This is a genomic window from Microbacterium sp. NPDC089698 (genome assembly GCF_044749045.1).
Taxonomy (GTDB): domain Bacteria; phylum Actinomycetota; class Actinomycetes; order Actinomycetales; family Microbacteriaceae; genus Microbacterium.
In genome coordinates, this window is sequence record NZ_JBIVHE010000007.1 from 212,986 (window position 1) to 235,142 (window position 22,157).

The window sequence follows — 22,157 nt, forward strand, 5'->3', positions numbered from 1 at the left end:
CCGACGGTCGCTCCGCCCGCGTCGAACGCCAGCGGCAGGTGGGGCTTGTCGGCGGACAGCAGCGCGGTGGCGTCCCGCGCCGGCACCGCGCCGTGACGGATGAGCACCGCGATCGCGTCGCGGTCGTCCACGGCGTCGACACCGGCGTCCGCGAGCGCCTCCTCGAGGCGCAGCAGCGTACGGGCGCCGACGACGGGGGACGGCACCAGGCGCGCCTTCTGGCGGGGCAGGACCTCGACGAGCACGGGAGCGAGCTGAGCGCGCAGCCGGCGAGCAGCCGGCAGCGGGGCGCCGATCCCGTGCGCGACGACCTCGAAGGCGCGGGCGGGGATCCCCCGCGCGAGCTCCTGCAGCATGAGCGGGATCCAGGGCGCCCTGACGGGCAGCGTCAGCACCGGGTCGGCGCCGAGCTGCACGGTGTCGGCGTCGCGCCACAGCACGGGGTGCGCGGGATCGAGTCGGATCGTGGGCATGCCCGATCATGACCGGATCCGCGCCCCGCGCGGGAGCGCGATGCGGGATCGGTGGAGAACTCGCTCAGACCGGCTTCTCGCCGGACCCATCGCCGGATCCGCCCGCCTCACCGGGGTCGGCGTCGCCGGATCCGCCCGCCTCACCGGGGCCGAAGTCCTCGCCGCTGAGCAGCCGCTCGAGCGCCTCGTCCATCTCGTCCGGCGCGGGCTGCTCGCCGCGCGCACGCGCCTGCAGCCGTGCGACCAGTGCGGCCGGGTCGTCGATGTCCGAGGCATCCGGCATCAGGTCGGGGTAGTCCCACAGGGCGTCGCGGGCCTCCACGCCGACGGCGTCGGTGACGGCCCGCCACATCGCCGCGGCCTCGCGCAGCCGGCGCGGACGGATCTTCAGCCCGACGAGAGCGCCCAGGGCGTCCTCCGCCGGCCCGCCGGCCGCGCGGCGACGGCGCGCCGCCTCCGCGATCCGCACGTTGTCCGGCAGCCGCGAGGTGGCCTGCGTCGTGACCACGTCGACCCAGCCGTCGATCGTCGCGATGAGGTTCTCCAGCCGCTCCAGGGCCTCGCGCTGCACGTCCGACAGCTCGGGCAGGAGCGCCCCGCCCTCGATCGCCTCGCGGAGCTCCTCGGGGTTGGACGGATCCAGCCGGCCCGCGACGTCCTCGAGCTTGTCGACGTCGACCGTCACGCCCTTCGCGAACTCGGTGATCTGCGTCATCACGTGCAGGTGCAGCCAGCGTGCGTGCCGGTAGAGCCGCGCATACGCGATCTCCCGCGCGGCCAGGTACAGCGCGATCTGGTCCTCGGGGATCTCCAGGCCTTCGCCGAACGCGGCGAGGTTCTGCGGGATGACGGCGGCGGTGCCCGCCGGGAGCACGGGGATCCCGACGTCGCCGCCGGAGACGACCTCGAGCGAGAGGTTCCCCAGCACCTGGCCGAACTGCATCGCGAAGACCGAGCTGCCGATCCCGCGCATGAGTCGTCCCGCGCCCTGCACCATGCCCTGCATGTCCTCGGGCGTCTGCCCCTCGAGAGCGCTCATGAGCGCGTCGGCGATGCTCGTGGACACGGGGGCGGCGACCTCCTTCCAGATCGGAAGGGTCTGCTCGACCCACTCGCCGCGCGTGAGCGCCCGGGGCGCCGCGCCGAGCTCGGAGATCGTCGTCGCCTCGCCCACCCACAGATCCGCGAGCGCGAAGGCGTCGGCGATCGAGGAGCGGGAATCCGTGTCGATGCCGAGGCCGTCCCGGTTGGCGATGTGCAGCGCCTGGCGGAGCGTCGTCTCCCAGGGGTCGCCGCTCATGGCGTTCTGCATCTGCTGCATCATCTGCTGCATCATCGCGGGGTCGAGGTTCAGACCTTCCATGCCCTGCAGGGCGCTCAGGTCGAAGTCCTCTGCGGATCCGCCGAGCATGCGACGGAGGAACTGCATGAAGTCGTCGGAGTTCGGGTCGTTCTCAGCCATCGGAAGCCCTCTCAGCACGTGTAAAGCCCGTGCTGACTACGCTAGTTGCACCACCACAGGATGCGCCGGGAACGGACCGCTCCGCTGTACGCCGCTCGCGAACGAGCATCCGAAACCCCGCCCTGGAGGCCCTGTGACGATCAGCCCCGCGCCGAGCGGCCCCGAGCAGACCGGCCACGAAGGATCCGATGCGGCCGTGACCGATGCGGTCGTGACCAGGGCCGCGCGTCGCGCCTCCCGGCGGACCAGGATCGGGCTGATCGCCTTCATCGCGTCGCTCGCGGCGCTGCTGGTGCTGACCTTCCTCCCGCTGCCGTACGTCATAGAGCAGCCGGGCCCCGTGTTCAACACCCTCGGCGAGGTCAAGGATGCGAAGGGGAAGGGCGTTCCGCTGATCTCGGTCACGGGCGCGGAGACCCACCCGACCAAGGGCGCGCTGGACCTCACGACCGTGCAGGTCGTCGGCAATCGGGAGAATCCGCCGTCGTGGATGCAGCTCGTGCTGGCGTGGTTCGATCCGTCCAAGGCCGTGGTGCCGGTCGACGCGGTCTTCCCGCAGGGCGTCACCTCGACGCAGCGCGATCAGGCCAACCAGCTGATGATGGTCGACTCGCAGCAGGAGGCCACCGCGGCCGCGCTGCGCGAACTCGGCCACGACGTGCCCGTGACGATCCAGGTCGCCTCGGTGACCGACGACGGCGCCGCGCACGGGATCCTCAAGGCCGGCGACACGGTGATCGCGGTGAACGGGGCGAACCCCGCCGACACGGACGCGATGCGCGCCGAGATCCAGCAGTCGGGCGGATCCCCGGTCACCCTCGCGATCGAGCGCGACGGCACCCGGCAGGAGGTCTCGGTCACCCCGAAGAAGCAGACCGACAACGGGACGAGCCGTTGGCTGCTCGGCATCACCCTGCAGCAGAAGTACCAGTTCCCGATCGATGTGAAGCTGCAGCTCGACAACGTGGGCGGCCCGAGCGCCGGCATGATGTTCGCGCTGGGGATCATCGACACCCTCACACCGGGTGAGCTCAACGGCGGCAAGCAGGTCGCCGGCACCGGCACCATCACGGGCGACGGCACGGTCGGGCCGATCGGCGGCATCCGGCAGAAGCTCTACGGCGCGCGCGCGGCGGGTGCGGACTACTTCCTCGCCCCCGGATCCAACTGCGACGAGGTCTACGGTCACGTGCCCTCCGGGCTCACGGTCGTGCGCACCGACACCCTGAAGCAGTCGCTGGATGCGCTGAAGGTCATCGCCGACGGGGGAGACGTCGCGGCGCTGCCCACCTGCACCGCCGCGGACGTGAAGAAGTAGCGACCGCGTTCGCGACGGGCGAAGCCGGGAACCGTCCGGCTCAGGATCCCGCGAAGGGGCCGACCTAGGATGGGACGGTGACCACCTCACCTGCACCGGCCGCGCCCCGTACTGCCCGACGCATCGTCCTCGCGACGGTGGTGATCCTGGCCGTGCTCATCGCCGCGTTCTTCGTGTTCGCGTCGATGTACACCGACTTCCTCTGGTACGACCAGCTGAACTTCGCGCAGGTGCTCACCACCCGGTGGATCGCGACGGCCACGATGTTCGTCGTCGGCTTCCTCGGCATGGCGGTGCCGATGTTCATCGCCATCCAGCTCGCCTACCGGATGCGGCCCGTCTACGTGCGGTTGAGCTCGCAGCTGGACCGGTACCAGGAGGTCGTGGAGCCGCTGCGCCGCCTGGCGATGTGGGGGATGCCGGTCTTCTTCGGCCTGTTCGCCGGCTTCGCCGCCGCCGGGCAGTGGGAGACCGTGTGGCAGTGGGCCAACGGCACGGCCACCGGCCAGACCGACGCGCAATTCCATCTGGACACCGGGTTCTACCTCTTCGACCTGCCCTTCTACGAGGCGCTCCTCGGCTTCATCTCCGCCGTGCTCATCCTGAGCCTGCTGGTGTCGGCGCTCGTGCTGTACCTGTACGGCTCGGTGCGGATCGGCCAGGGCGAGCTGCGGATCTCCAAGGCGGCGCGGGTGCAGCTGGCCGTGATCGCCGGCGTCTACCTGCTCACGCAGGCCGTGAGCCTGTGGGTCGACCGCTACAAGACCCTCACCGCCACCGAGGACAAGATCACCGGTGCGGCCTTCACGGGCGTGAACGCCGTGATCCCCGGCCTGTCGATCCTCGCGATCATCGCCGCCCTCGTGGCGGTGCTGTTCTTCGTCACGGCCGTGATCGGGCACTGGCGCTTCCCGCTCGCGGCGACCGCGCTGCTCATCGTCGCGGCCCTCGTGCTCGGCATCGCCTATCCGTGGGCGGTGACCACCTTCCAGGTGAAGCCGAACCAGAACCAGCTGCAGGCGCAGTACTACGAGCGCAACCTCAAGGCGACCAAGGCCGCCTACGGGATCGACGGCGTGCAGACCACGCCGTTCAAGGCGCAGACCACGGCCGAGACCGGACAGCTGCGCAGCGACGCGGACACCACCGCATCGATCCGGATCATGGACCCGAACGTGATCGGCCCGACGTTCCAGCAGCTCGAGCAGTACCGCAGCTACTACAAGTTCGCGTCGAAGCTCGACGTCGACCGCTACACGATCAACGGCAAGACGCAGGATGCCGTGGTCGCCGTGCGCGAGATCGACACGAGCCGCATCCCCAGCCCCACCTGGAACAACAGCACCCTGGTCTACACGCACGGCTACGGCCTGGTCGCCGCGGCCGGCAACCAGCGCACGGACGACGGCGAGCCGGTGTTCCTGGAGCGGGGCATCCCGACCTCGGGCGCGCTGACGAACAGCGAGAAGTTCGAGCCCCGGGTGTACTTCGGCGAGAACTCGCCGGCCTACTCGATCGTGGGCGCGCCGAAGGGCACGTCCCCGGTCGAGATCGACTACCCGCGCGGTCAGGATTCGGGTGAGAACCAGACGAAGACCACCTTCACGGGCGATGGAGGACCGCGCATCGGCAACTTCTTCACGAAGCTGTTGTACGCGCTGAAGTTCCAGTCCGAGCAGATCCTCTTCTCGGACAGCGTGAACGCGGACTCCCAGATCCTGTACGACCGGGATCCGACGACGCGCGTGCAGAAGGCCGCCCCCTACCTCACACTCGACAGCGACCCGTACCCGAGCATCGTGGACGGTCGCATCGTGTGGATCGTGGACGGCTACACGACGAGCTCGAGCTATCCGTACTCGACGACGGTGAACCTGCCCAAGGCGATCAGCGACTCCGTGAACACGCAGCCGGGCTTCGTCACGGATGACATCAACTACATCCGCAACTCGGTCAAGGCGACCGTCGACGCCTACGACGGCAAGGTGACCCTGTACGCCTGGGATCCGACCGATCCGGTGCTGAAGACGTGGCAGAAGATCTACCCGTCGACGCTCAAGCCGATCAGCGACATGTCGGGACAGCTCATGAGCCACGTGCGCTACCCGACGGACCTTTTCAAGGTGCAGCGCGCGATGCTCGGCACGTACCACGTCACCGACGCGGCCTCGTTCGCCCGGCAGGACAACCTGTGGGAGACCCCGAACGACCCGCAGAGCGATTCGGCCAACCCCGAACTGCAGCCGCCGTACTACCTGACGATGAAGGTGCCGGGGCAGGATCAATCCCAGTTCTCCATGTACACGACGTTCATCCCTGCATCGCAGGGGTCGAACAGCAGGAACGTGCTGATGGGCTACCTCTCCGTCGACGCCGATGCCGGCTCGACTGCGGGGAAGAAGTCCGATTCGTACGGCAAGCTGCGGATGCTGGAGATCGACGCCGACACCACCGTGCCGGGCCCTGGTCAGGTGCAGAACTCGTTCGACTCGGATCCGACGGTCGGCCAGCAGCTCAACCTGCTCAAGCAGGGGCAGTCGAAGGTGACCCACGGAAACCTCCTGACGCTGCCCGTCGGCGGTGGGTTCCTGTACGTGCAGCCTGTCTTCGTGCAGTCCTCCGGTGGCACCCAGGTGCCCCGCCTGCAGAAGATCCTCGTCGCCTTCGGTGACAAGATCGCCTTCGCCGACACGCTCACCGAGGCGCTGGATCAGCTGTTCGGCGGCGACTCCGGCGCGGCCGGCGGCGACAACAACATCACGCCCACCCCGAACCCGACGCCGACCCCCGGCACGGGGACCGGGACCACGCCGCCCACGGGCGACGCGGCGTTCCAGTCGGCTCTGGCCGACGCCAAGGCGGCCATGCTCGCCCGTGATGCCGCGCTGAAGGCCGGGAACCTGACGGAGTTCGCCGCACAGGATCAGAAGCTCACCGACGCCGTGAACCGGCTGCTCGCACTCGAGGGGAGCGGCAGCAGCACCACCAAGTAGCGCTCGATTCGCGCCGTGTGAAATCCCGTGTTAGGCTATCTCTTGTGCCGCGGGGTGGAGCAGTTCGGTAGCTCGCCGGGCTCATAACCCGGAGGTCGCAGGTTCAAATCCTGTCCCCGCAACAAGAGAAAGGCCCCTGACCTGGAGAAATCCAAGGTCAGGGGCCTTTCGCCTTTTCTGTTTTCCTGTCTCGATTCAGTGCGCGCGCATCTGCGCGACGGCCGCCTCCCGGTCGATCATGTTCATCACGTCGCCGATCGAGTTCACGAGCGGGGCGGGGGCGATCACGAGCGTGTTCTTGTCCACCCCGATCTCGACGAGCGTCTGCAGGGTGCGCAGCTGCAACGCGAGCGGGTGCGACATCATCGTGTCCGACGCGGTGCCCAGCTGGGCGGCCGCGAGCGCCTCGCCCTCTGCGGCGATGATCTTGGCCCTCTTCTCACGCTCCGCCTCGGCCTGCTTCGCCATGGCGCGCTTCATCGAGTCGGGCAGCAGGATGTCCTTGAGCTCGACGAGGGTCACCTCGACTCCCCACTCGACCGTGGTGACGTCGAGGATCTCGCGGATGTTCGCGTTCAGAGCCGCGGTGTCGGAGAGGATCTCGTCGAGGTGGTGCTGGCCGACGACCCGGCGCAAGGTGGTCTGCGCGATCTGGTCGATCGCCGCGCGGACGTTCTCGATCGCGATGACCGACTTCACCGGATCCTGGATCCGGTAGTAGGCGACCGCGGAGACGCCGACCGTGACGTTGTCCTTCGTGATGATGCCCTGCGACTGGATCGGCATCGTCACGATGCGCAGCGAGACCGGGATGAGGACGTCGACGATCGGGAAGATGAACCGGATCCCCGGCTCGCGCACGTTGTGCAGCCGTCCGAAACGCAGCACCACGCCGCGCTCGTACTGCCGCACGATCCGCGCGGACATGAAGAACAGGATGATCGCGAGGAGCACCACGACGATCAAGGTGATGAGCGGGATCATGGGAACCGCCTCCTCCGGCTCCGGTGACGTGCCGTGGGCCAGTGCTTCCATTGTCCTCCGGTCGGCCGCACGCATCGCGGGATCCGGAGGATCCGTGCGCGCCGATCGGCGAGGCTGCCGGGTGCGGGATGATGGAGCCATGACCACCGGAACCGTGACCGTCGCCGTGTGCCAGTTCGCGCCCGTCGACGACCGCGCCGCCAACCGGGAGCGGATCGGCGAGCTCGTCGCACGAGCCGCGCAGCGCGGCGCACGGCTCGTCGTGCTGCCCGAGTACTCGAGCTACTTCGTCGACCCGATGGACGAGACCCTCGCCGCGAACGCGGAGGAGCTGGACGGTGCGTTCACCGAGTGGTTGCGAGAGCTCGCAGGCCGCCATGGGGCGGTGATCGTCGCGGGACTGGTCGAGCGCGCGGACGCCGGCCGGATCCGCAACGCCCTCGTCGCCGTGGACGGGACCGGCCTGCTCGCCGTCTACCGCAAGCAGCACCTGTACGACGCCTTCGGGCAGTCCGAGTCCCGCTGGATCGAGGCGGGAGAGGTCGGAGGCGCCGCGACCTTCGTCGTGGACGGCCTCCGGTTCGGGCTGATGACCTGCTACGACCTGCGCTTCCCGGAGGTCGCGCGCACCCTCGTCGACGCGGGAGCGGAGGCGCTCGTGGTGCCGGCGGAATGGGTGCGCGGGCCGCTCAAGGAGCATCACTGGAACACCCTGCTCGCGGCGCGCGCGATCGAGAGCACGGCCTATGTGGTCGCGGCCGACCATCCGACGCCGGTCGGTGTCGGGCACTCCGCCGTGATCGACCCTCAGGGCGTCGCGATCGCCGGCGTCGGCACGGGGGAGGGGATCGCGGTCGCCGAGCTCGACGCCGAGGCCGTCGCCCGCGTGCGCGAGGTCAACCCGGTGCTGCGGCTGCGCCGCTACCGCGTCGTGCCGCGCTGACCGCGCTCAGGCCTGCGCACGCAGGCCCGCGAGGCGCTCGGCGGCCTCGGCGATCACCTCAGGACGCTTGCAGGCGGCGAAGCGCACGAGGCCGCGGTACGCGTCGCGGTGCTCGGGGCGCACGAACGCCGTGAGCGGGATCGCTGCGACACCGATCCGCTCCGGGAGCGACCGGCAGAAGGCGTCGGCATCCTCGCCGCCGATGCGCGAGGCGTCTGCGACCGTGAAGTAGCCGCCGTCCGGGCGGTGCACCTCGAACCCGGCCGCATCCAGGCCCGCGGCGAGCTGGTCGTGCTTCGCGCGCAGGCGTTCGGCCGCACCCTCGAAGAACGCGTCGGGAAGTCGCAGGCCGACGGCGACAGCGGGCTGGAACGGTCCGCCGTTGACGTAGGTGAGGAACTGCTTGACGCTCAGCACCGCGGTGATGAGCTCCGCCGGTCCGTGGATCCAGCCGATCTTCCATCCCGTCACGGAGAAGGTCTTGCCGGCCGAGGAGATGGTGAGCGTGCGCTCGGCGGCGCCGGGCAGGGTCGCGATCGGCACGTGCGGGGCGGTGAAGGAGAGGTGCTCGTACACCTCGTCCGTGAGGATGATCGCGTCGTGCCGGTGCGCCAGTCGCACGATCTCGGCGCGGATCCCGTCGCTCAGCACCGCGCCGGTGGGATTGTGCGGATCGTTCACGAGGATCACCCGGCAGCGGTCGGTGACCGCGGCCGCGAGCTCCTCCGGATCCGGCTGGAAGTCGGGCAGGCGCAGCGGCACCGTGCGCAGGGTGGCACCGCTGAGGGCGGCGATCGCGGCGTAGGAGTCGTAATAGGGCTCGAACACCACGATCTCGTCCTCAGGACCCTCCACGAGGGCGAGGAGGGCCGCCGCGATCGCTTCGGTCGCGCCCGCGGTCACCAGGATCTCGCGGTCGGGATCCACGTCGAGTCCGTAGAAGCGGCGCTGATGCTCGGAGATCGCCTGCAGCAGATCGGGCACTCCTCGCCCGGGCGGATACTGGTTCGCGCCGCCTGAGATCGCGGCGCGGGCGGCGTCCCGCACTTCGGCCGGGCCGTCCTCGTCGGGGAAGCCCTGACCGAGGTTGATCGCCCCGGTGCGGCCCGCGAGGGCGGAGATCTCGGCGAAGATGGTAGGGGCGACCTCTCCGGCCGCGGAGAGCAGCCCGGCACCGGCCGCCGTACGGCGCCAGGCGCCCGGCAGGATTCCCATGCCGCCCAGGGTAACGCCATAGCGGAATCTGCCACCGGGCATAAGAAAAACACAGAAACGGCCGTCAGTCTGTAAGGGCAAGGTTCAAAGGAGCAGACATGAACGAGCAGACGCCTCACCCCGACGCCGGACACTCCGTGCCCCCGGCGTTCTCGTCCACCCCCGCCGCCTCGGGCGTCCCCGCCCCGGACGGCGCCACCGCGCCCACCACGCCGATCCCGCCCACCGGCGGCTACGCGGTCCCGGGCCCGGCGCACCCGACCCAGCCCGTCCACCCCGGCCACCCGGGCGCGCACACCGGCGCCGCCTTCGGCGCGGCCGCCACGACGGCCCCGGAGCGCAAGGCCAAGAGCGGCATCGGCGGCGGCAAGATCGCCGCGATCATCATCGCCGCAGCCCTCGTCGGCGGCCTCGCCGGCGTCGGCGGAGCCGTCGGCTACGGGTCGCTGACCGCATCGAGCTCCTCCTCGACGAAGTCCGGCACCGGTCCCAGCACCGTGACCGTGAACAACCCGGAGTCCGTGTCGGAGGCCACCGCGATCGCCGCGAAGGCGGTGCCGTCGGTCGTCACGATCGAGGTCTCCGGATCCAGCGCCGCCGGATCCGGATCGGGCATCGTGCTCGACAAGGAAGGCCACATCCTCACCAACGCGCACGTGGTGACCCTGGACGGCGAGGTCTCGAACCCCACCATCAAGGTGACCACCTCGGACGGTCGCATCCTCGACGCCACCGTCGTCGGGATCGACGCGACCTACGACATGGCCGTCATCCAGGTCAAGGACGGCTCGAGCCTCACTCCGATGGAGTTCGCCGACTCGTCCAAGCTCAACGTCGGGTCGATGACCGTCGCCGTCGGAGCCCCGCTGGGCCTGTCCAACTCGGTCACGACCGGCATCGTCAGCGCGCTCAACCGCAGCATCCAGATCCAGTCTTCCGCCGCCCCCTCGCAGGGCTCCAGCGGAGACCAGCAGCAGAGCCCGAACCAGGACGGCTCGCAGCAGCCGTTCCAGTTCGACATCCCCGGCCGCGGCTCCGGATCCCAGAGCGCCGCGGCGACGATCTCGATCTCGGTGATCCAGACCGACGCGGCGATCAACCCCGGAAACTCCGGCGGCGCACTCGTCGACAGCGACGGCAAGCTCATCGGCGTGAACGTCGCGATCGCGAGCGCGGGGTCCTCGTCCTCCTCGTCGGGGCAGTCGGGCAACATCGGCGTCGGCTTCGCGATCCCGTCGAACATCGCCAAGCGCATCGCGAACGACATCATCGCCGACGGCAAGGCCACGCACGGCCTGCTCGGCGCGTCGGTGCAGGACGCGAGCAGCCAGAAGGGCGCCACGGTCGTGGGCGCGTCGATCGCCTCGGTCTCCAGCGGAGGCGCCGCGGCCAACGCCGGCATCCAGGTCGGCGACGTGGTCACGGGCTTCAACGGCAACCCGATCACTGACGCCAGCGACCTCACGGCGCAGGTGCGCTCGGTCGCAGGCGGCAGCACTGCGACGCTCACGGTCAACCGCAACGGACAGTCGCAGGACATCAAGGTCACCCTGGGCACGCTCGCCCAGTGACCCACCGCTCCTGAACCCTGCATCGACGAAGGACGCCATCCCGCGACGCGATCGCGGGGTGGCGTCCTTCCGTTCGCGTACAGGGTCCTCTTCGCTCGTCGGCTCCGCCGACCGGTAGGCTCGCGGGGTGGCGTCCTTCTCCTTCCGTGCGGGCAACGCCGGCAAGCTGCTGAGGATCCCGCTGTACCTGCTCGGACGCCTGGGGACCCTGATCGTCCCGCGCGGTCGCGGATGGGTGATCGGCTGCGGAGCAGGCATCGGCGACGGCGCCCTCGCCCTCTGGCGGACGGCGGTCGACGCGGGCCTGGACCCGCTGTGGCTGACCGGATCCGCTCGCGAGCAGAGCGACGCCTCGGCCCTCGGGATTCGCGCCGTCCCGAAGGACGGCCTTCGCGGGTGGTGGGCCACCGCACGTGCCGGCGTGGTCGTGGTCACGCACGGCTTCGGCGATGCGAACCGCTACGCGACCTCCGGCGCCTTCCTCGTTCAGCTCTGGCACGGCATCCCGCTCAAGCGCATCGGCCTCGACTCTCCGGCGACCGTGCAGAGCGCCTTCCTGCCCGGCTTCGTCCCGCTGCAGAAGCTGCTCGGCATGCTCTACCGGGCGCAGACCCGGCGCATCCACGTGCTGCCCGCCGCCTCGGATCGCTCGCGAGGGCGTCTGGAGTCGGCGTTCGCGCTCGGTGTGCGGCAGGTCCTCGTGACGGGCGAGCCGCGCGTCGATGTGCTGTCGACCGGGGATGCGTCCTCGCGTCGCTCGCAGGCCTCCGCGCTGCGCGACGCCGCGGTCGGGCCGCTCCCCGACGGCGCGCGCGCGGTGCTGTACGCACCGACCTGGCGCGACGGGGCACCGGACCCGGCCGTTCCCGACGACGCGGAGTGGGCGCGGATCCTCTCCGTCCTGGAGCGGACGAACAGCGTGCTGCTGGTGCGCTCGCATCCTCTCGGCGAGGGGGAGTACCGCCCTCCCGTCCCGACCGATCGCGTGCGCGCGATCGGATCCGCCGTCGTGGCCGACATCACGCCGGTGCTGCCCGCGATCGACGTGCTCGTCACCGACTACTCGTCGATGGCCTACGACGTCGGGCTGCTCGCGATGCCGGTGATCTATCTCGCCCCCGATCCCGTCGCGTACGCCCGCACCCGGGGGTTCTACGGCGACTACGCCGAGGTGTCCGGACCCGATCCCGCCGCCGACTGGACCGCGGCGTCCGCACAGCTCGAGGCGACACTCGGGGACGACACGGAGTTCGGCCGTCGCGCCGGGCTCTCCCGGGAGCTCAGCGCCCGCATGCACGCGCACCGCGACGGCCGCAACACCGCACGCGTGCTCGCCGCGATCCTCGACCGCACCGGCGGCTCTGCGACGGTCCCCGCACCTTCCACCCCCGCTCCGAAGGGAACCGAATGACGACCCCCCGCGTCAGCTCCGTCCGCGTCGACGAGGAGCAGCAGGCGCTGCTGCTCACGGGTGAGGGGTCCGCCCCCGCCGAGGTCGAGCTCGCCGGTCGCCGCGCCGTCGCGGCCGCGCGCATCGCCGAGGACGGGACGGAGGCGTGGAGTGCGGTGCTGCCGTTGCGGGCCTCGCGCTGGGGCGGGGCGCAGCTGCCGCTGCCGAGCGGGGACTATGCGCTCACCGTGGACGGTGCTGCGGTCGACGGGCTCGCGATCGAGACCGTGCTGCTCGCGGGTCTCCGCGTCAGCGCCACGGACCGCACGGTGCGGATCGCGCCTCCGGTCGACCCCGCCTACGAGACCGCGGAGGGGAAGCTCGCGCTGGAAGGCCGCTATGCGGCGCTGCCCGGCGCGCGCGAGAACGCGGTGTTCTTCGAATCGTTCTACGGCCAGTCCAGCGGCTGCAATCCCGGCGCGATCGACCGGGAGCTCGCGCAGCGGGCGCCCGGGGTGACCCGCTACTGGAGCGTCGTCGACCTGTCCGTGCCGGTTCCGGACGGCGCCGTCCCGGTGGTCGAAGGATCACCCGAATGGTGGCGTGCACGCGCCGATGCACGGCTCCTCATCGTGAACGACTGGCTGCGCCGTCGCTTCGACCGCAAGCCCGGCCAGCGCGTGCTGCAGACCTGGCACGGCACACCGCTCAAGCGTCTCGCGCTGCATCGCCCGGGACTGCACCCTCGTCGCTGGCTCGCCGTCGTGCGCGAGTCGCGGCGCTGGGATGTCCTGCTGGCGCAGAACCCCTATGCCGAGCGCGTGCTGCGCAAGGCGTACGCCTTCCTGCGCAGGCCCGTCTGGGTCGACGGCTACCCGCGCAACGACGTGCTCACGACGGGGGACGGCGCGCGCATCCGCACGGCTCTCGGGATCGGCGAGGGCGAACGGGTGCTGCTGTACGCGCCCACGTGGCGCGACGACCGGTCGGAGATGGTCGACTTCGTGGACCCGAACGCGCTCGCCGCCGACACCGACTCCGTCGTGCTCGTGCGCGGGCACTCGCGCACGATCCGACCGGGGCGCGACCAGGCCGGATCCCGCGTGATCGACGTGACGGGCTACCCCGACACCGCAGAACTGCTGCTGGTCGCCGATGCTCTCGTGACCGACTACTCCTCGGTCATGTTCGACTTCAGCGCCACGGGCAAGCCGATGTACTTCCTCGTGCCCGATCTCGAGCACTACCGGGGCAAGCTGCGCGGCTTCTACTTCGATCTCGCCGCCCGTGCGCCCGGCCCGCTGCTGCGCACCCAGGGGGAGCTGGTGGCGGCGCTCTCCGATGTGTCCGCGGTCGCCGAGCACGCGCCGAAGTACGTGGCGTGGCAGGCGCAGTTCAACGGTCGTGACGACGGCTCCGCCTCGGCGCGCGTCGTCGACAGGATCCTGGACCGCGGCTGGCTGGACGCCTGACCCTGGCATCGGCCGGCCGACGGCCGACGGCGGTCAGGGCAGGGGCGTGTTCCGCGTGCCGAGGCGTGAGGTGTCGACCGTGTCGTGCGCTCCGCGCAGCACGCCCATGAGGAAGCCCAGCCCCCAGGATAAGTGCATGGTCGGCAGGACGGCGAGCGTCCACAGGCGCTCCCGGGGACTGCGCGGAGGATCCGCGGCTCGGGCGGGCACCAGCGCCATCGCGATGACCAGGACCGCGTAGGCGAGGAGCGGCAGGTACACGGCGGAGGCGATCACGGCGCCGATGCCCGAGAGCACTCCGGTCAGCTGCAGGATGCCGACGACGACCGAGAGCGCCAGGATCACCAGCAGCGCGGGCGGTGCGAAGAAGCGCACCCCGTTGCGGCGACCGTAGCGGCGCACGAGCTCGCCGCGCCAGGCGCCGGTGGAGCGGAACTGGCGCGCGAGCCTCGTCCAGCTCTCGCGAGGCCAGTACGTCACGGCGAGCTGGGGATCGAACCACACGATGTGGCCCGCCTGGCGGATCCGGAGGTTCAGCTCCCAGTCCTCGCCGCGGCGGATGGATTCGTCGAACAGGCCGACCTCGTCGAGCACGGTGCGGCGCATGACGCCCAGATAAGCGGATTCCGCCCTGCCCTCCCGGGTGCCGCCGTGGTAGCTGCCGCCGCCGAGTCCCACGGGCGAGTTGTAGGCGCGGGCGACGGCGGCCTGGAACGGCGTGCGCCCGTCGGCGCGCATGACGCCGCCGACGTTCGCCGCTCCGGTGCGCTCGAGAGTCGCCAGGGCGCGGGCGGCGTATCCGGGCGAGAGCTCGGAGTGCGCGTCGACGCGGATGACCGTCGGGTACCTGCTGGCCCGGATCGCGGCGTTCAGGCCGACCGGGATGTCCGCGGCCGGGTTGTGCACGATCCGCAGCCGCGGCTCGCGGGCGGCCAGGCGCTCGGCGAGCTCGGTGGTGCCGTCGGAGGAGGGGCCGAGCGCGAGCACGAGCTCGGTCGGACCGTCCACGTCCTGCGCGAGCGCCGATGCCACGGCGTGCTCGAGGTACGCGCGCTCATTGAGCACCGGCATCACGAACGACACGCCCGCGCCGGACAGCGGGGCGCCCGCGTCGGGGGAGGACGGATCGCGATGACTCACCCGTCGATCCTTTCACGTCGCACCTGCGCACCCCCAGGGTGGAGGCTCCGGGCGCGCCGGATTACCAGCGCCCGCCGTTCTTCCAGTACTGTCCGATGTCCTCGAGCGGGCGGCCCTTGGTCTCGGGGGCGAGCCACACCACGAAGAAGAACGCGAGGATCGCGATCACGCCGAAGACCGCGAAGGCGCCGGCCCCGCCCAGGGCGTTCAGCATCGTGAGGAAGAACGCTCCGACGATCACGTTGGCGACGAGGTCGCTCGTCAGCATCACGCTCGCGCCGAGCGAGCGCAGATGCGCCGGCATCGCCTCGCCGGCGTACACCCAGACGAGGGATCCGAATCCGAACGTGAAACCGGCGGTGAACAGCACGAGGCCGATGAACCCGAGAACCGTGAGCGCGCCGTCGAAGTGTCCGCCGCCGATCGCGAACACGACGACGAGCAGCAGGTTGGCGAGCACCATCGTGCCGATGCCGATGAGCAGCACGGGCCGGCGGCCCATCCTGTCGATCACGAGCAGGGCGATGAACACCGCGACGAGGCCGGCCACCTGCACCAGGGCGGAGAGGCCGAGCTTGACGATGTCGTCGGTGAAGCCCATCGCCTCGAAGATGCGCGGGCTGTAATAGACGATCGCGTTGATGCCGGTGAGCTGCACGAAGAAGCCGAGGCCCACCACGAACAGCGTCGCACGGAGGAACGGCTTGCGCAGCAGGTCGCGCCAGGAGGACGTGTGCGCGGATGCGAAGCCCGCCGTGATCGTCTCGATCTCGGCGTCGACGTCGACGTCCGGCCCTTCGATCCTGGCGAGGGTCGCGCGTGCCTCCTCGGTGCGGCCCTTCATCACATACCATCGCGCGGTGTCGGGCAGCCGGAGCAGGACGATCGTGATGACCACGCCGGGGACGGCCGCGAGCCCGAGCATCCAGCGCCAGCTCTCGGTGGGCGCGAGCGCCATCGCCACGAGGTAGCCGAGGATGATGCCGGAGACGGTGGCGACCTGGTAGAGCACGAGGAAGGCGCCGCGCGAGCGGGTGGGGGCCGACTCCGCGACGAAGACCGGAACGACCACCACCGAGATGCCGATCGTCAGGCCGAGCAGGAACCGTGCGATCACGAGCACCCACAGCGCGGGGGCGAGCCCCGAGAGGAGGGAGAACAGCGCGAAGCACGCCGCGACGGCGACCATCGTCGGCTTGCGGCCGATCCTGTTCGCGAGCGCCCCGCCGAACAGCGCGCCGAGGATCTCGCCGACCACGACGGTCGTGGTGACCCACGACTGTGCGGCGGCGTCGAGGTGGAAGTCCTTCGCGAGGTACAGCATCGCGCCGCCGATGTTCGACGAGTCGTAGCCGTAGATGATGCCGACGGTCGCGGCGGCGACGCCGACGAGGAGCGCCAGGCGGGTCGTGCGGCTGTTGCCGGTCAATGCCGAGCTCATGGTCCGTCCTTCTGTTCAGGTTCCTCCCAGGGAGGCATTCGAGCGTACCCCGGGGGATCCGCGTCTCAGACGACGAACCGCCAGACGTACTCCAGCCCGTCGTCCGGCCGGAACCAGGCGAGCGTGATCACGATGTCGTCGACATCCGCGTCGCAGAGGCACACCTCCAGCTGATCGCCCCCGCGGACGTGCCCCCAGAGCTGAGTGCGGCCCGGCCCCGAGGGCGCCCGGGCGAAGACGCGCACGAAGCGGACCTCTCCTGCACCGTTGGTGATCACCGGATGCGTCCTGTCGCGTCGATCGACGGTCCAGGGAACCGCATACGCCGGCTCGGGGCGTCGAGCCGAGGGCGGGTCGGGGGAGCGGTTCATGTCCCCACGCTAGGAGCGGGCGCCGACGATCGCGGCGCCAGAGCCCCCGCGGGGACGAGGTCTGTGCAGACCTTCCTCGCTCGAGGGATTGTGCGGATCGGTCAGAGCTGCTCGCCGGGCGGCGAAGGATGCAGTTCCGGGCTGGGGGCTTCCGGAGCGGAGATCGGGGCGGGCTTGCGGCGCATCACGTCAGCGGCCTTGCGGCCCACGATCCCGACGCCGCGTGCGGCGCTGCCGGCGGCTCCCGCCACCGCGGTCCCGGCCAGCTGCGCCCCTCGCGCGATCCGGCTCTCGATGCGCTGCGCACCCGGCACCGGTTCGAGTTCCGCGGGCAGCGTCTGGGGAGGAAGTCCGAATGCACGGCGCGAACTGGTCAGCACGCGCCGGCCGAGCACGTGGTTCCCGGCGCCTCCGATGACGGCGCCGACACCGAACGGCAGCGCCTTGCCCAGCAGCGACGCGCCGCCCACACCGGCGAACTGCTTGATCAGCATGCTCTTCAGCCGGTCGGCGAGCGGACCCACGGCGGCCCGCGGCAGCGACTTCGTCACGAGCTCACCCCAGTAGGCGGACCTGCCCACGCCCTTGCCGCCGGCCTGGCCCGCGAGCTGGCGGATGAGGTCGACCCCCTCCTTGCCGAGCATGAGGGTCATCACGAGGGCGCGCGCCCGGTCGGGGTTCGTCACGGTGATGCCGTGGACCTCGGCGATCGACTGGGCGAAGAGTGCCGTCGTCTCGACGAAGCCGGCCGTCTCGACGCCGGACAGGGCGAGCGTCACCCCGGTGCCGATCCCCGGGATCACGGCCGTCGCGCCGACGGCCGCGCCCCCGGTCGTGACGGCGGCGAGGTAGCGGCGCTCCAGCAGGGCGATGACCTGCGCCGGCGTGGCGTCAGGGTGGCGCAGCCGGATGCTGCGGATGTGCGCGAGCACGAGAGGTCGCTGCACGGCCAGGACGCGATCGAGACCGCGGATGTGCATCGGGTGCTCCGAGGAACCGGCCGGCGGGACCCCTCCGGCCCACGGCGCATCGTCGGGCAGGGAATGGATCCGGTGGATGGCCTTGTCGCCCTTGCCTTCTTTTCGCCCCATGGAGCAGAGCCTATGTCCGCGGTGCTGCGAGAACGCCTGCAACGCAGAGAGCCCGTGCGCGCGACGGGCGCGGCACGGGCTCTCTGCGTTGCAGGGGAGGGTCAGACGAACAGGTTCGCCCGCTCCAGGTCCTCCGCGAAGTCGACCTCGACCGCGTACAGGTCGGAGATGTCCATCGGCTCCAGCAGCAGGCCGTTCTCGACGATCGCGAGCTCGAGGCCGCGCTCGAAGTAGTCCTGGTCGTCCACGCGCTGCAGCTGGCGCATGAACGCCTGCTTGTCGCGCGAGGAGATGTAGTTGATGCCGACGGCCTCGCCGATACCGCCCTTGACGGTCTTGGAGAGCTCCTTGATGTAGCCCTCGGCGTCGACCGTGTACTTGACCTCTTCGTCGCTCACCTTCGCGGTGTTGACGGTGACGAAGGACTGGTCGCGCTCGATGAAGGAGATGGCGCGGCCGAGGATGCGCGGGTCGAACACGACGTCGCCGTTCATCCAGAGCACGCCCTTGCGCCCGGTCGCGGCGAGGCCGCGCAGCAGGCTCTTCGACGTGTTGGTCTCGTCGTAGCGCTCGTTGTGCACGTAGTTCACATCGGGGAACGCCTCGATGATCGTCTCCGCGCGGTAGCCGACGATCGTCGTGATGCGCACGTCGTCGCCGAACGCGGCATGGATGTTGTCGTGCTGCTGCCGCATGATCGATCGCCCGTCGTTGAGCTCGGTCAGCGGCTTCGGGAGGGAGCGCCCGAGGCGCGAGCCCATCCCGGCAGCGAGAATGATGGTCTGAAGAGTCACAGAACTGCTCCTGTTACTTGTGTTCACGGTTACGTCACCGATGGGACACTTCCTCGTGCCGCTGATCATGCTATCGATCGACCCTGAGCGGATCACGGCCAGAGCAGGCGCGATGCCATTCCGTTATCGACTGCTCGGTTCATTCCCAGGTTCACCATAGGCGACATCACGTGCTTCGGATCCCGTCACTTCGGGTCGTCTGGCGGGTTCGCGGGCTCGTCCGTTGCTACCGTGAAGGGCATGACCGGAGCACCCAATGACCCCCGCGCGCCCAAGGATTCCTCACCGCCCACAAAGGCGCGTCGTCCCGCGTCCGCCAGCCCTCGGGCGACGGCCGCGCAGACCGCGCGAGTGAAGGCCGAGAGCCAGGCCTCGGCGGCGCGTGCCGCGGCCGCCAAGCGCACGGCCGCCAGGACGAGTGCCGCGCGCACCGCTGCGGCGAAGTCCGCGGCGGAGAAGGCCGGTGCCGCGAAGGCGGAGGCGGCCGCAGAGGACGCGAAGGAGTCGGCCGCCAAGGTCGCCGCGGTGAAGGCCTCGGCGCCCCGCGCCGCACGCGCGCCGCGGGCGACCAAGAGCGCCACGACCGCGAAGCGCGCCGCCGCGACGGCGAAGAGCGAGGCATCAGCCGCCCCTGCCGAGACGTCGGGGGGCGTCACGGGCCAGGAGGCGAGCGGATCCGCGCCGAAGCGTCCGACGACCGCGAGGACCGCGCGCACGACCGCGGCCAAGACGACCGCGACGAAGCGCACGCCGCGGGCGAAGACCGCAGGGGGAGCGCGGACGGCGCCCGCCGCCGTCGCCGCGCAGGCTGCCGCGGCGGTCGCGGAGGTCGTGAATCCGCCCGCCGCCGTGGAACCGGTGATCGAACCGGTCGAGGACCCGGACGCAACGCCCTCCCCACAGGGCGCCGACACGGGGCATGATGCTGCTGTGGACAGCGAATCTGCGGCGGTCGGACCCGTCACGGACGATGCGGCGACTGCCGAGACCGTCGTGGTCGAGTCCGCGGCCGACGAGCCTGCGGCCGACGAGCCTGCGCTCGCCGAGGCCGAGCCCGAGCTCGAGCTCGAGCCTGCGCTCGCCGCGCCTGAGGCCCCCGAGGCCGACGCCGCCCCGGTTTCCGCCGACGACGTCGACGAAGCCGCAGCCGTGTCGGCGGATCCCGCCGTCGACGCCGACGGGCAGGCTCTCGTCGTGCGCGGTCTCGTCAAGCGCTTCGGCGACTCCGTGGCCGTGGGCAACATCGATCTGACGGTGCCCGCCGGATCCTTCTACGGGATCGTCGGCCCCAACGGTGCGGGCAAGACCACCACGCTGTCGATCATCGCCGGTCTACTGCGTCCCGACGAGGGTACCGTGCGGATCAGCGGGATCGACCAGACGGCCGACCCGGCAGCCGCGAAGAGGGCCCTCGGGGTGCTGCCCGACCGTCTGCGCACCTTCGACCGGCTCACCGGGCGCCAGCTGCTGCACTACTACGGACTGCTGCGGGGCCTTCCCTCCGCCGTCGTGGAGAAGCGCGTCGCAGACCTGGCGAGGGCGTTCGACCTCACCGGAGCGCTCAGCCGCGTCGTCTCGGACTACTCCGCCGGCATGACCAAGAAGATCATGCTCGCCGGCGCCATGATCCACTCGCCGCGCGTGCTGGTGCTGGACGAACCGTTCGAGTCGGTGGATCCGGTGTCCTCGGGAGTGATCCTGGACATCCTGCGCGCCTATGTCTCGCACGGCGGCACCGTCATCCTGTCCAGCCACGGCATGGACCTGGTCGAGCAGGTGTGCGCCCGGATCGCGATCATCGTGGGCGGAGAGGTCCTCGCCGAGGGCACGGTCGACGAGGTGCGGGCCGGGCAGACCCTGGAACAGCGCTTCGTGGAGCTGTCCGGCGCGGGCGCCGAGGTGGAGGGGCTCGAGTGGTTGCACACGTTCTCCGACTGAGGTTCATGCTGGCGCTCGGTGCGCTCCGCGGCGACCGCAGCCGGGTGGTGCGCACCGTCGTCGCGCTCCTGCTCACGGCCGCGGCGACGACGGTGGCGGTCATCGCCATCCGCAGCCTCGCGCACACGTCCGAGGCGGCTGCGCACACGGTCATCGTGCTGGGCAGCTCCGCCGTGGTCCTGGGCTTCTTCGTGGCGCCGATCCTGGCGGGATCCGTCGATCAGCTGGATCCGCGGCGCTTCGTGGTCTTCGGCGTCGACGAGCGCCGCCTCCCCGTGGTCCTCGCCCTCGCGGCGTTCGTGAGCGTGCCGAGCCTCGCGCTGCTGGTGGTGCAGGTGGCCGTGGTGGGCGTGGCGATCTCGTTCGGGGTGCCCTGGCTCCTCGCGGTGCTCTCCGGGCTGCTGACCCTCGCGACGGCCGTGCTCGCCGCACGGGTCGGGATGGCGCTGAGTGCGCGACTGCTGCCGGAGCGGCGCTCCCGCGAGCTCACGTCGCTGTTCGCGCTCGCCGTGATCGTGATCGCGGTGCCCGTGTGCGTGTTCGTCGCCTCGCTGGGCTGGGCGGGCGCCGTCCCGCCGGTCCTGCACACCGTCGCCGCAGTGCTCGGCTTCACGCCGCTCGGCGCGTCCGCCGCCCTGCCGTTCCTCGCCCTGTCTGATCACGGCGGTGGGGTCTGGGGCGCGGCGGTCGTCTCGGTGGCGACGGCGGTCGTCGTCACGGCAGGCTGGCTGGCGCTCGCACGTCGGGCGCTGAGCACGACCGAGCGGCCGACCGCGGTGCGGGAGCGGCCGGGGCTCGGCTGGTTCGCTCTGCTGCCGTCGAACGCCTTCGGAGCCGTGGCCGCGCGCAGCCTCGTCTACTGGCTGCGCGACCGCCGCTACATCATGAACTTCGTGATCGTCCCGATCGCGGGCGTGCTCACGATCGTCCCGCTCCTCGTCGCCGGCGTGCCGCTCGAGATCGCGGCGGCGCTCCCGGTCGCCGTGATGGCGCTGTTCTTCGGCTGGCTGCCGCACAACGACGTCGCCTACGACTCGACAGCCTTCTGGATCCACGTCGCGAGCGGGGTGAGGGGAGTGCCGGATCGGCTCGGCCGGCTGATCCCTGTGCTGCTCATCGCCGTGCCGACCCTCGCCGTGGCGATCCCCGTGACGCTCGCCGTGATCGGGCGGTGGACGCTCCTGCCGCTCTTCATCGGCGTGGTCGCGAGCCTGCTGCTGACAGGTCTCGGTCTCTCCAGCATCCTGTCCGCGGTCGCGCCCTATGCGGTCTCGCGCCCCGGCGACAGCCCGTTCCAGCAGCCGCAACGCGCCCGCGGAGGCGTGCTGGGTCAGGCGGGGACGCTCCTGGGCGCGCTCGTGCTGAGCCTGCCGGCGCTGCTGCTGGCCTGGCCCGCGCTGGCGGATGAGCAGGTCTCCACGGCGCCCGTGCTCTGGACCGGGCTGCTGATGGGGGTCGCCGTGCTGTTCCTCGGCGTCCAGATCGGCGGCCGCACGTTCGAGCGCCGCGGCGCGCAACTGATGGAGTTCGTCGAGACGGTGTGAGGGGATCCGCGTGATCG

At 70.8% G+C, this 22,157-nt stretch carries 16 protein-coding genes and 1 tRNA gene; 9 read left to right on the forward strand and 8 right to left on the reverse strand.

Annotated elements, in window-relative coordinates; genetic code table 11:
* Positions 1-537: 537 nt before the first annotated feature.
* Complete coding sequence (locus ACIPY5_RS17915) at positions 538-1,935, reverse strand: zinc-dependent metalloprotease (RefSeq protein ID WP_400973121.1); 1,398 nt, start codon at positions 1,933-1,935, stop codon at positions 538-540.
* A 196-nt stretch (positions 1,936-2,131) separates the two neighbouring features.
* Between ACIPY5_RS17915 and ACIPY5_RS17920 the strand changes: the two genes are divergently transcribed.
* The 3 genes from ACIPY5_RS17920 to ACIPY5_RS17930 all read left to right on the forward strand — a co-directional run bounded on the left by ACIPY5_RS17920 (position 2,132) and on the right by ACIPY5_RS17930 (position 6,368).
* On the forward strand, positions 2,132-3,253 hold the full coding sequence (locus ACIPY5_RS17920) for a PDZ domain-containing protein (RefSeq protein WP_396652857.1): 1,122 nt from the start codon (positions 2,132-2,134) through the stop codon (positions 3,251-3,253).
* A 77-nt stretch (positions 3,254-3,330) separates the two neighbouring features.
* Positions 3,331-6,246, forward strand: a complete 2,916-nt coding sequence (locus ACIPY5_RS17925; RefSeq protein ID WP_400973124.1) for a UPF0182 family protein — start codon at positions 3,331-3,333, stop codon at positions 6,244-6,246.
* A 48-nt stretch (positions 6,247-6,294) separates the two neighbouring features.
* Positions 6,295-6,368, forward strand: a tRNA-Met gene (locus tag ACIPY5_RS17930).
* A gap of 73 nt (positions 6,369-6,441) precedes the next feature.
* Here ACIPY5_RS17930 and ACIPY5_RS17935 read toward each other — a convergent pair.
* Entirely contained in the window at positions 6,442-7,230 is a 789-nt protein-coding gene (locus ACIPY5_RS17935) for an SPFH domain-containing protein (RefSeq protein WP_309337904.1), read from the reverse strand.
* Positions 7,231-7,369: 139 nt separating this feature from the next.
* On the opposite strand from ACIPY5_RS17935, the gene ACIPY5_RS17940 reads away from it, so the two are divergent.
* Positions 7,370-8,173: a carbon-nitrogen hydrolase family protein gene (locus tag ACIPY5_RS17940; RefSeq protein ID WP_400973127.1), complete on the forward strand. Its 804-nt coding sequence runs from the start codon at positions 7,370-7,372 to the stop codon at positions 8,171-8,173.
* Between the two features lie 6 nt (positions 8,174-8,179).
* Here the strand turns inward: ACIPY5_RS17940 and ACIPY5_RS17945 are convergent, their stop codons facing one another.
* Positions 8,180-9,388 carry an aminotransferase class I/II-fold pyridoxal phosphate-dependent enzyme gene (locus ACIPY5_RS17945; RefSeq protein WP_400973130.1) on the reverse strand — a complete coding sequence of 403 codons (1,209 nt, stop codon included), beginning with the start codon at positions 9,386-9,388 and terminating at the stop codon, positions 8,180-8,182.
* 98 nt (positions 9,389-9,486) lie between these two features.
* Between ACIPY5_RS17945 and ACIPY5_RS17950 the strand changes: the two genes are divergently transcribed.
* The 3 genes from ACIPY5_RS17950 (at position 9,487) to ACIPY5_RS17960 (ending at position 13,821) form a co-directional block, all read left to right on the forward strand.
* Positions 9,487-10,959, forward strand: coding sequence for a S1C family serine protease (locus tag ACIPY5_RS17950; protein ID WP_400973133.1), 1,473 nt, complete (start codon positions 9,487-9,489; stop codon positions 10,957-10,959).
* Between the two features lie 127 nt (positions 10,960-11,086).
* Entirely contained in the window at positions 11,087-12,370 is a 1,284-nt protein-coding gene (locus ACIPY5_RS17955) for a CDP-glycerol glycerophosphotransferase family protein (RefSeq protein ID WP_400973136.1), read from the forward strand.
* Complete coding sequence (locus tag ACIPY5_RS17960; protein WP_400973139.1) at positions 12,367-13,821, forward strand: CDP-glycerol glycerophosphotransferase family protein; 1,455 nt, start codon at positions 12,367-12,369, stop codon at positions 13,819-13,821. The genes ACIPY5_RS17955 and ACIPY5_RS17960 overlap by 4 nt, the downstream gene beginning before the upstream one ends.
* Before the next feature lie 33 nt (positions 13,822-13,854).
* Here ACIPY5_RS17960 and ACIPY5_RS17965 read toward each other — a convergent pair whose 3' ends face one another.
* The 5 genes from ACIPY5_RS17965 to ACIPY5_RS17985 form a co-directional block, all read right to left on the reverse strand.
* Positions 13,855-14,892, reverse strand: a complete 1,038-nt coding sequence (locus tag ACIPY5_RS17965) for a glycosyltransferase (RefSeq protein ID WP_400973281.1) — start codon at positions 14,890-14,892, stop codon at positions 13,855-13,857.
* A 130-nt stretch (positions 14,893-15,022) separates the two neighbouring features.
* On the reverse strand, positions 15,023-16,402 hold the full coding sequence (locus ACIPY5_RS17970; protein WP_400973142.1) for a sugar porter family MFS transporter: 1,380 nt from the start codon (positions 16,400-16,402) through the stop codon (positions 15,023-15,025).
* 65 nt (positions 16,403-16,467) lie between these two features.
* Positions 16,468-16,773, reverse strand: a complete 306-nt coding sequence (locus ACIPY5_RS17975; protein ID WP_309337892.1) for a hypothetical protein — start codon at positions 16,771-16,773, stop codon at positions 16,468-16,470.
* A 101-nt stretch (positions 16,774-16,874) separates the two neighbouring features.
* Complete coding sequence (locus tag ACIPY5_RS17980; RefSeq protein WP_400973145.1) at positions 16,875-17,864, reverse strand: hypothetical protein; 990 nt, start codon at positions 17,862-17,864, stop codon at positions 16,875-16,877.
* 101 nt (positions 17,865-17,965) lie between these two features.
* Positions 17,966-18,658: a phosphocholine cytidylyltransferase family protein gene (locus tag ACIPY5_RS17985; protein WP_309337887.1), complete on the reverse strand. Its 693-nt coding sequence runs from the start codon at positions 18,656-18,658 to the stop codon at positions 17,966-17,968.
* A gap of 351 nt (positions 18,659-19,009) precedes the next feature.
* Here ACIPY5_RS17985 and ACIPY5_RS17990 point away from each other — a divergent pair, with 351 nt between their 5' ends.
* Complete coding sequence (locus tag ACIPY5_RS17990; RefSeq protein WP_400973148.1) at positions 19,010-20,596, forward strand: ABC transporter ATP-binding protein; 1,587 nt, start codon at positions 19,010-19,012, stop codon at positions 20,594-20,596.
* 5 nt (positions 20,597-20,601) lie between these two features.
* On the forward strand, positions 20,602-22,140 hold the full coding sequence (locus tag ACIPY5_RS17995) for a hypothetical protein (protein WP_309337881.1): 1,539 nt from the start codon (positions 20,602-20,604) through the stop codon (positions 22,138-22,140).
* The last annotated feature ends 17 nt before the right edge of the window (positions 22,141-22,157 follow it).

Bases quoted from the DNA above. Each gene is read 5' to 3' on its own strand.
- ACIPY5_RS17915 (WP_400973121.1), bottom strand. From the start codon at position 1,935: ATGGCTGAGAACGACCCGAACTCCGACGACTTCATGCAGTTCCTCCGT.
- ACIPY5_RS17935 (WP_309337904.1), bottom strand. From the start codon at position 7,230: ATGATCCCGCTCATCACCTTGATCGTCGTGGTGCTCCTCGCGATCATC.
- ACIPY5_RS17940 (WP_400973127.1), top strand. From the start codon at position 7,370: ATGACCACCGGAACCGTGACCGTCGCCGTGTGCCAGTTCGCGCCCGTC.
- ACIPY5_RS17945 (WP_400973130.1), bottom strand. From the start codon at position 9,388: ATGGGAATCCTGCCGGGCGCCTGGCGCCGTACGGCGGCCGGTGCCGGG.
- ACIPY5_RS17950 (WP_400973133.1), top strand. From the start codon at position 9,487: ATGAACGAGCAGACGCCTCACCCCGACGCCGGACACTCCGTGCCCCCG.
- ACIPY5_RS17960 (WP_400973139.1), top strand. From the start codon at position 12,367: ATGACGACCCCCCGCGTCAGCTCCGTCCGCGTCGACGAGGAGCAGCAG.
- ACIPY5_RS17965 (WP_400973281.1), bottom strand. From the start codon at position 14,892: ATGCCGGTGCTCAATGAGCGCGCGTACCTCGAGCACGCCGTGGCATCG.
- ACIPY5_RS17970 (WP_400973142.1), bottom strand. From the start codon at position 16,402: ATGAGCTCGGCATTGACCGGCAACAGCCGCACGACCCGCCTGGCGCTC.
- ACIPY5_RS17975 (WP_309337892.1), bottom strand. From the start codon at position 16,773: ATGAACCGCTCCCCCGACCCGCCCTCGGCTCGACGCCCCGAGCCGGCG.
- ACIPY5_RS17980 (WP_400973145.1), bottom strand. From the start codon at position 17,864: ATGGGGCGAAAAGAAGGCAAGGGCGACAAGGCCATCCACCGGATCCAT.
- ACIPY5_RS17995 (WP_309337881.1), top strand. From the start codon at position 20,602: ATGCTGGCGCTCGGTGCGCTCCGCGGCGACCGCAGCCGGGTGGTGCGC.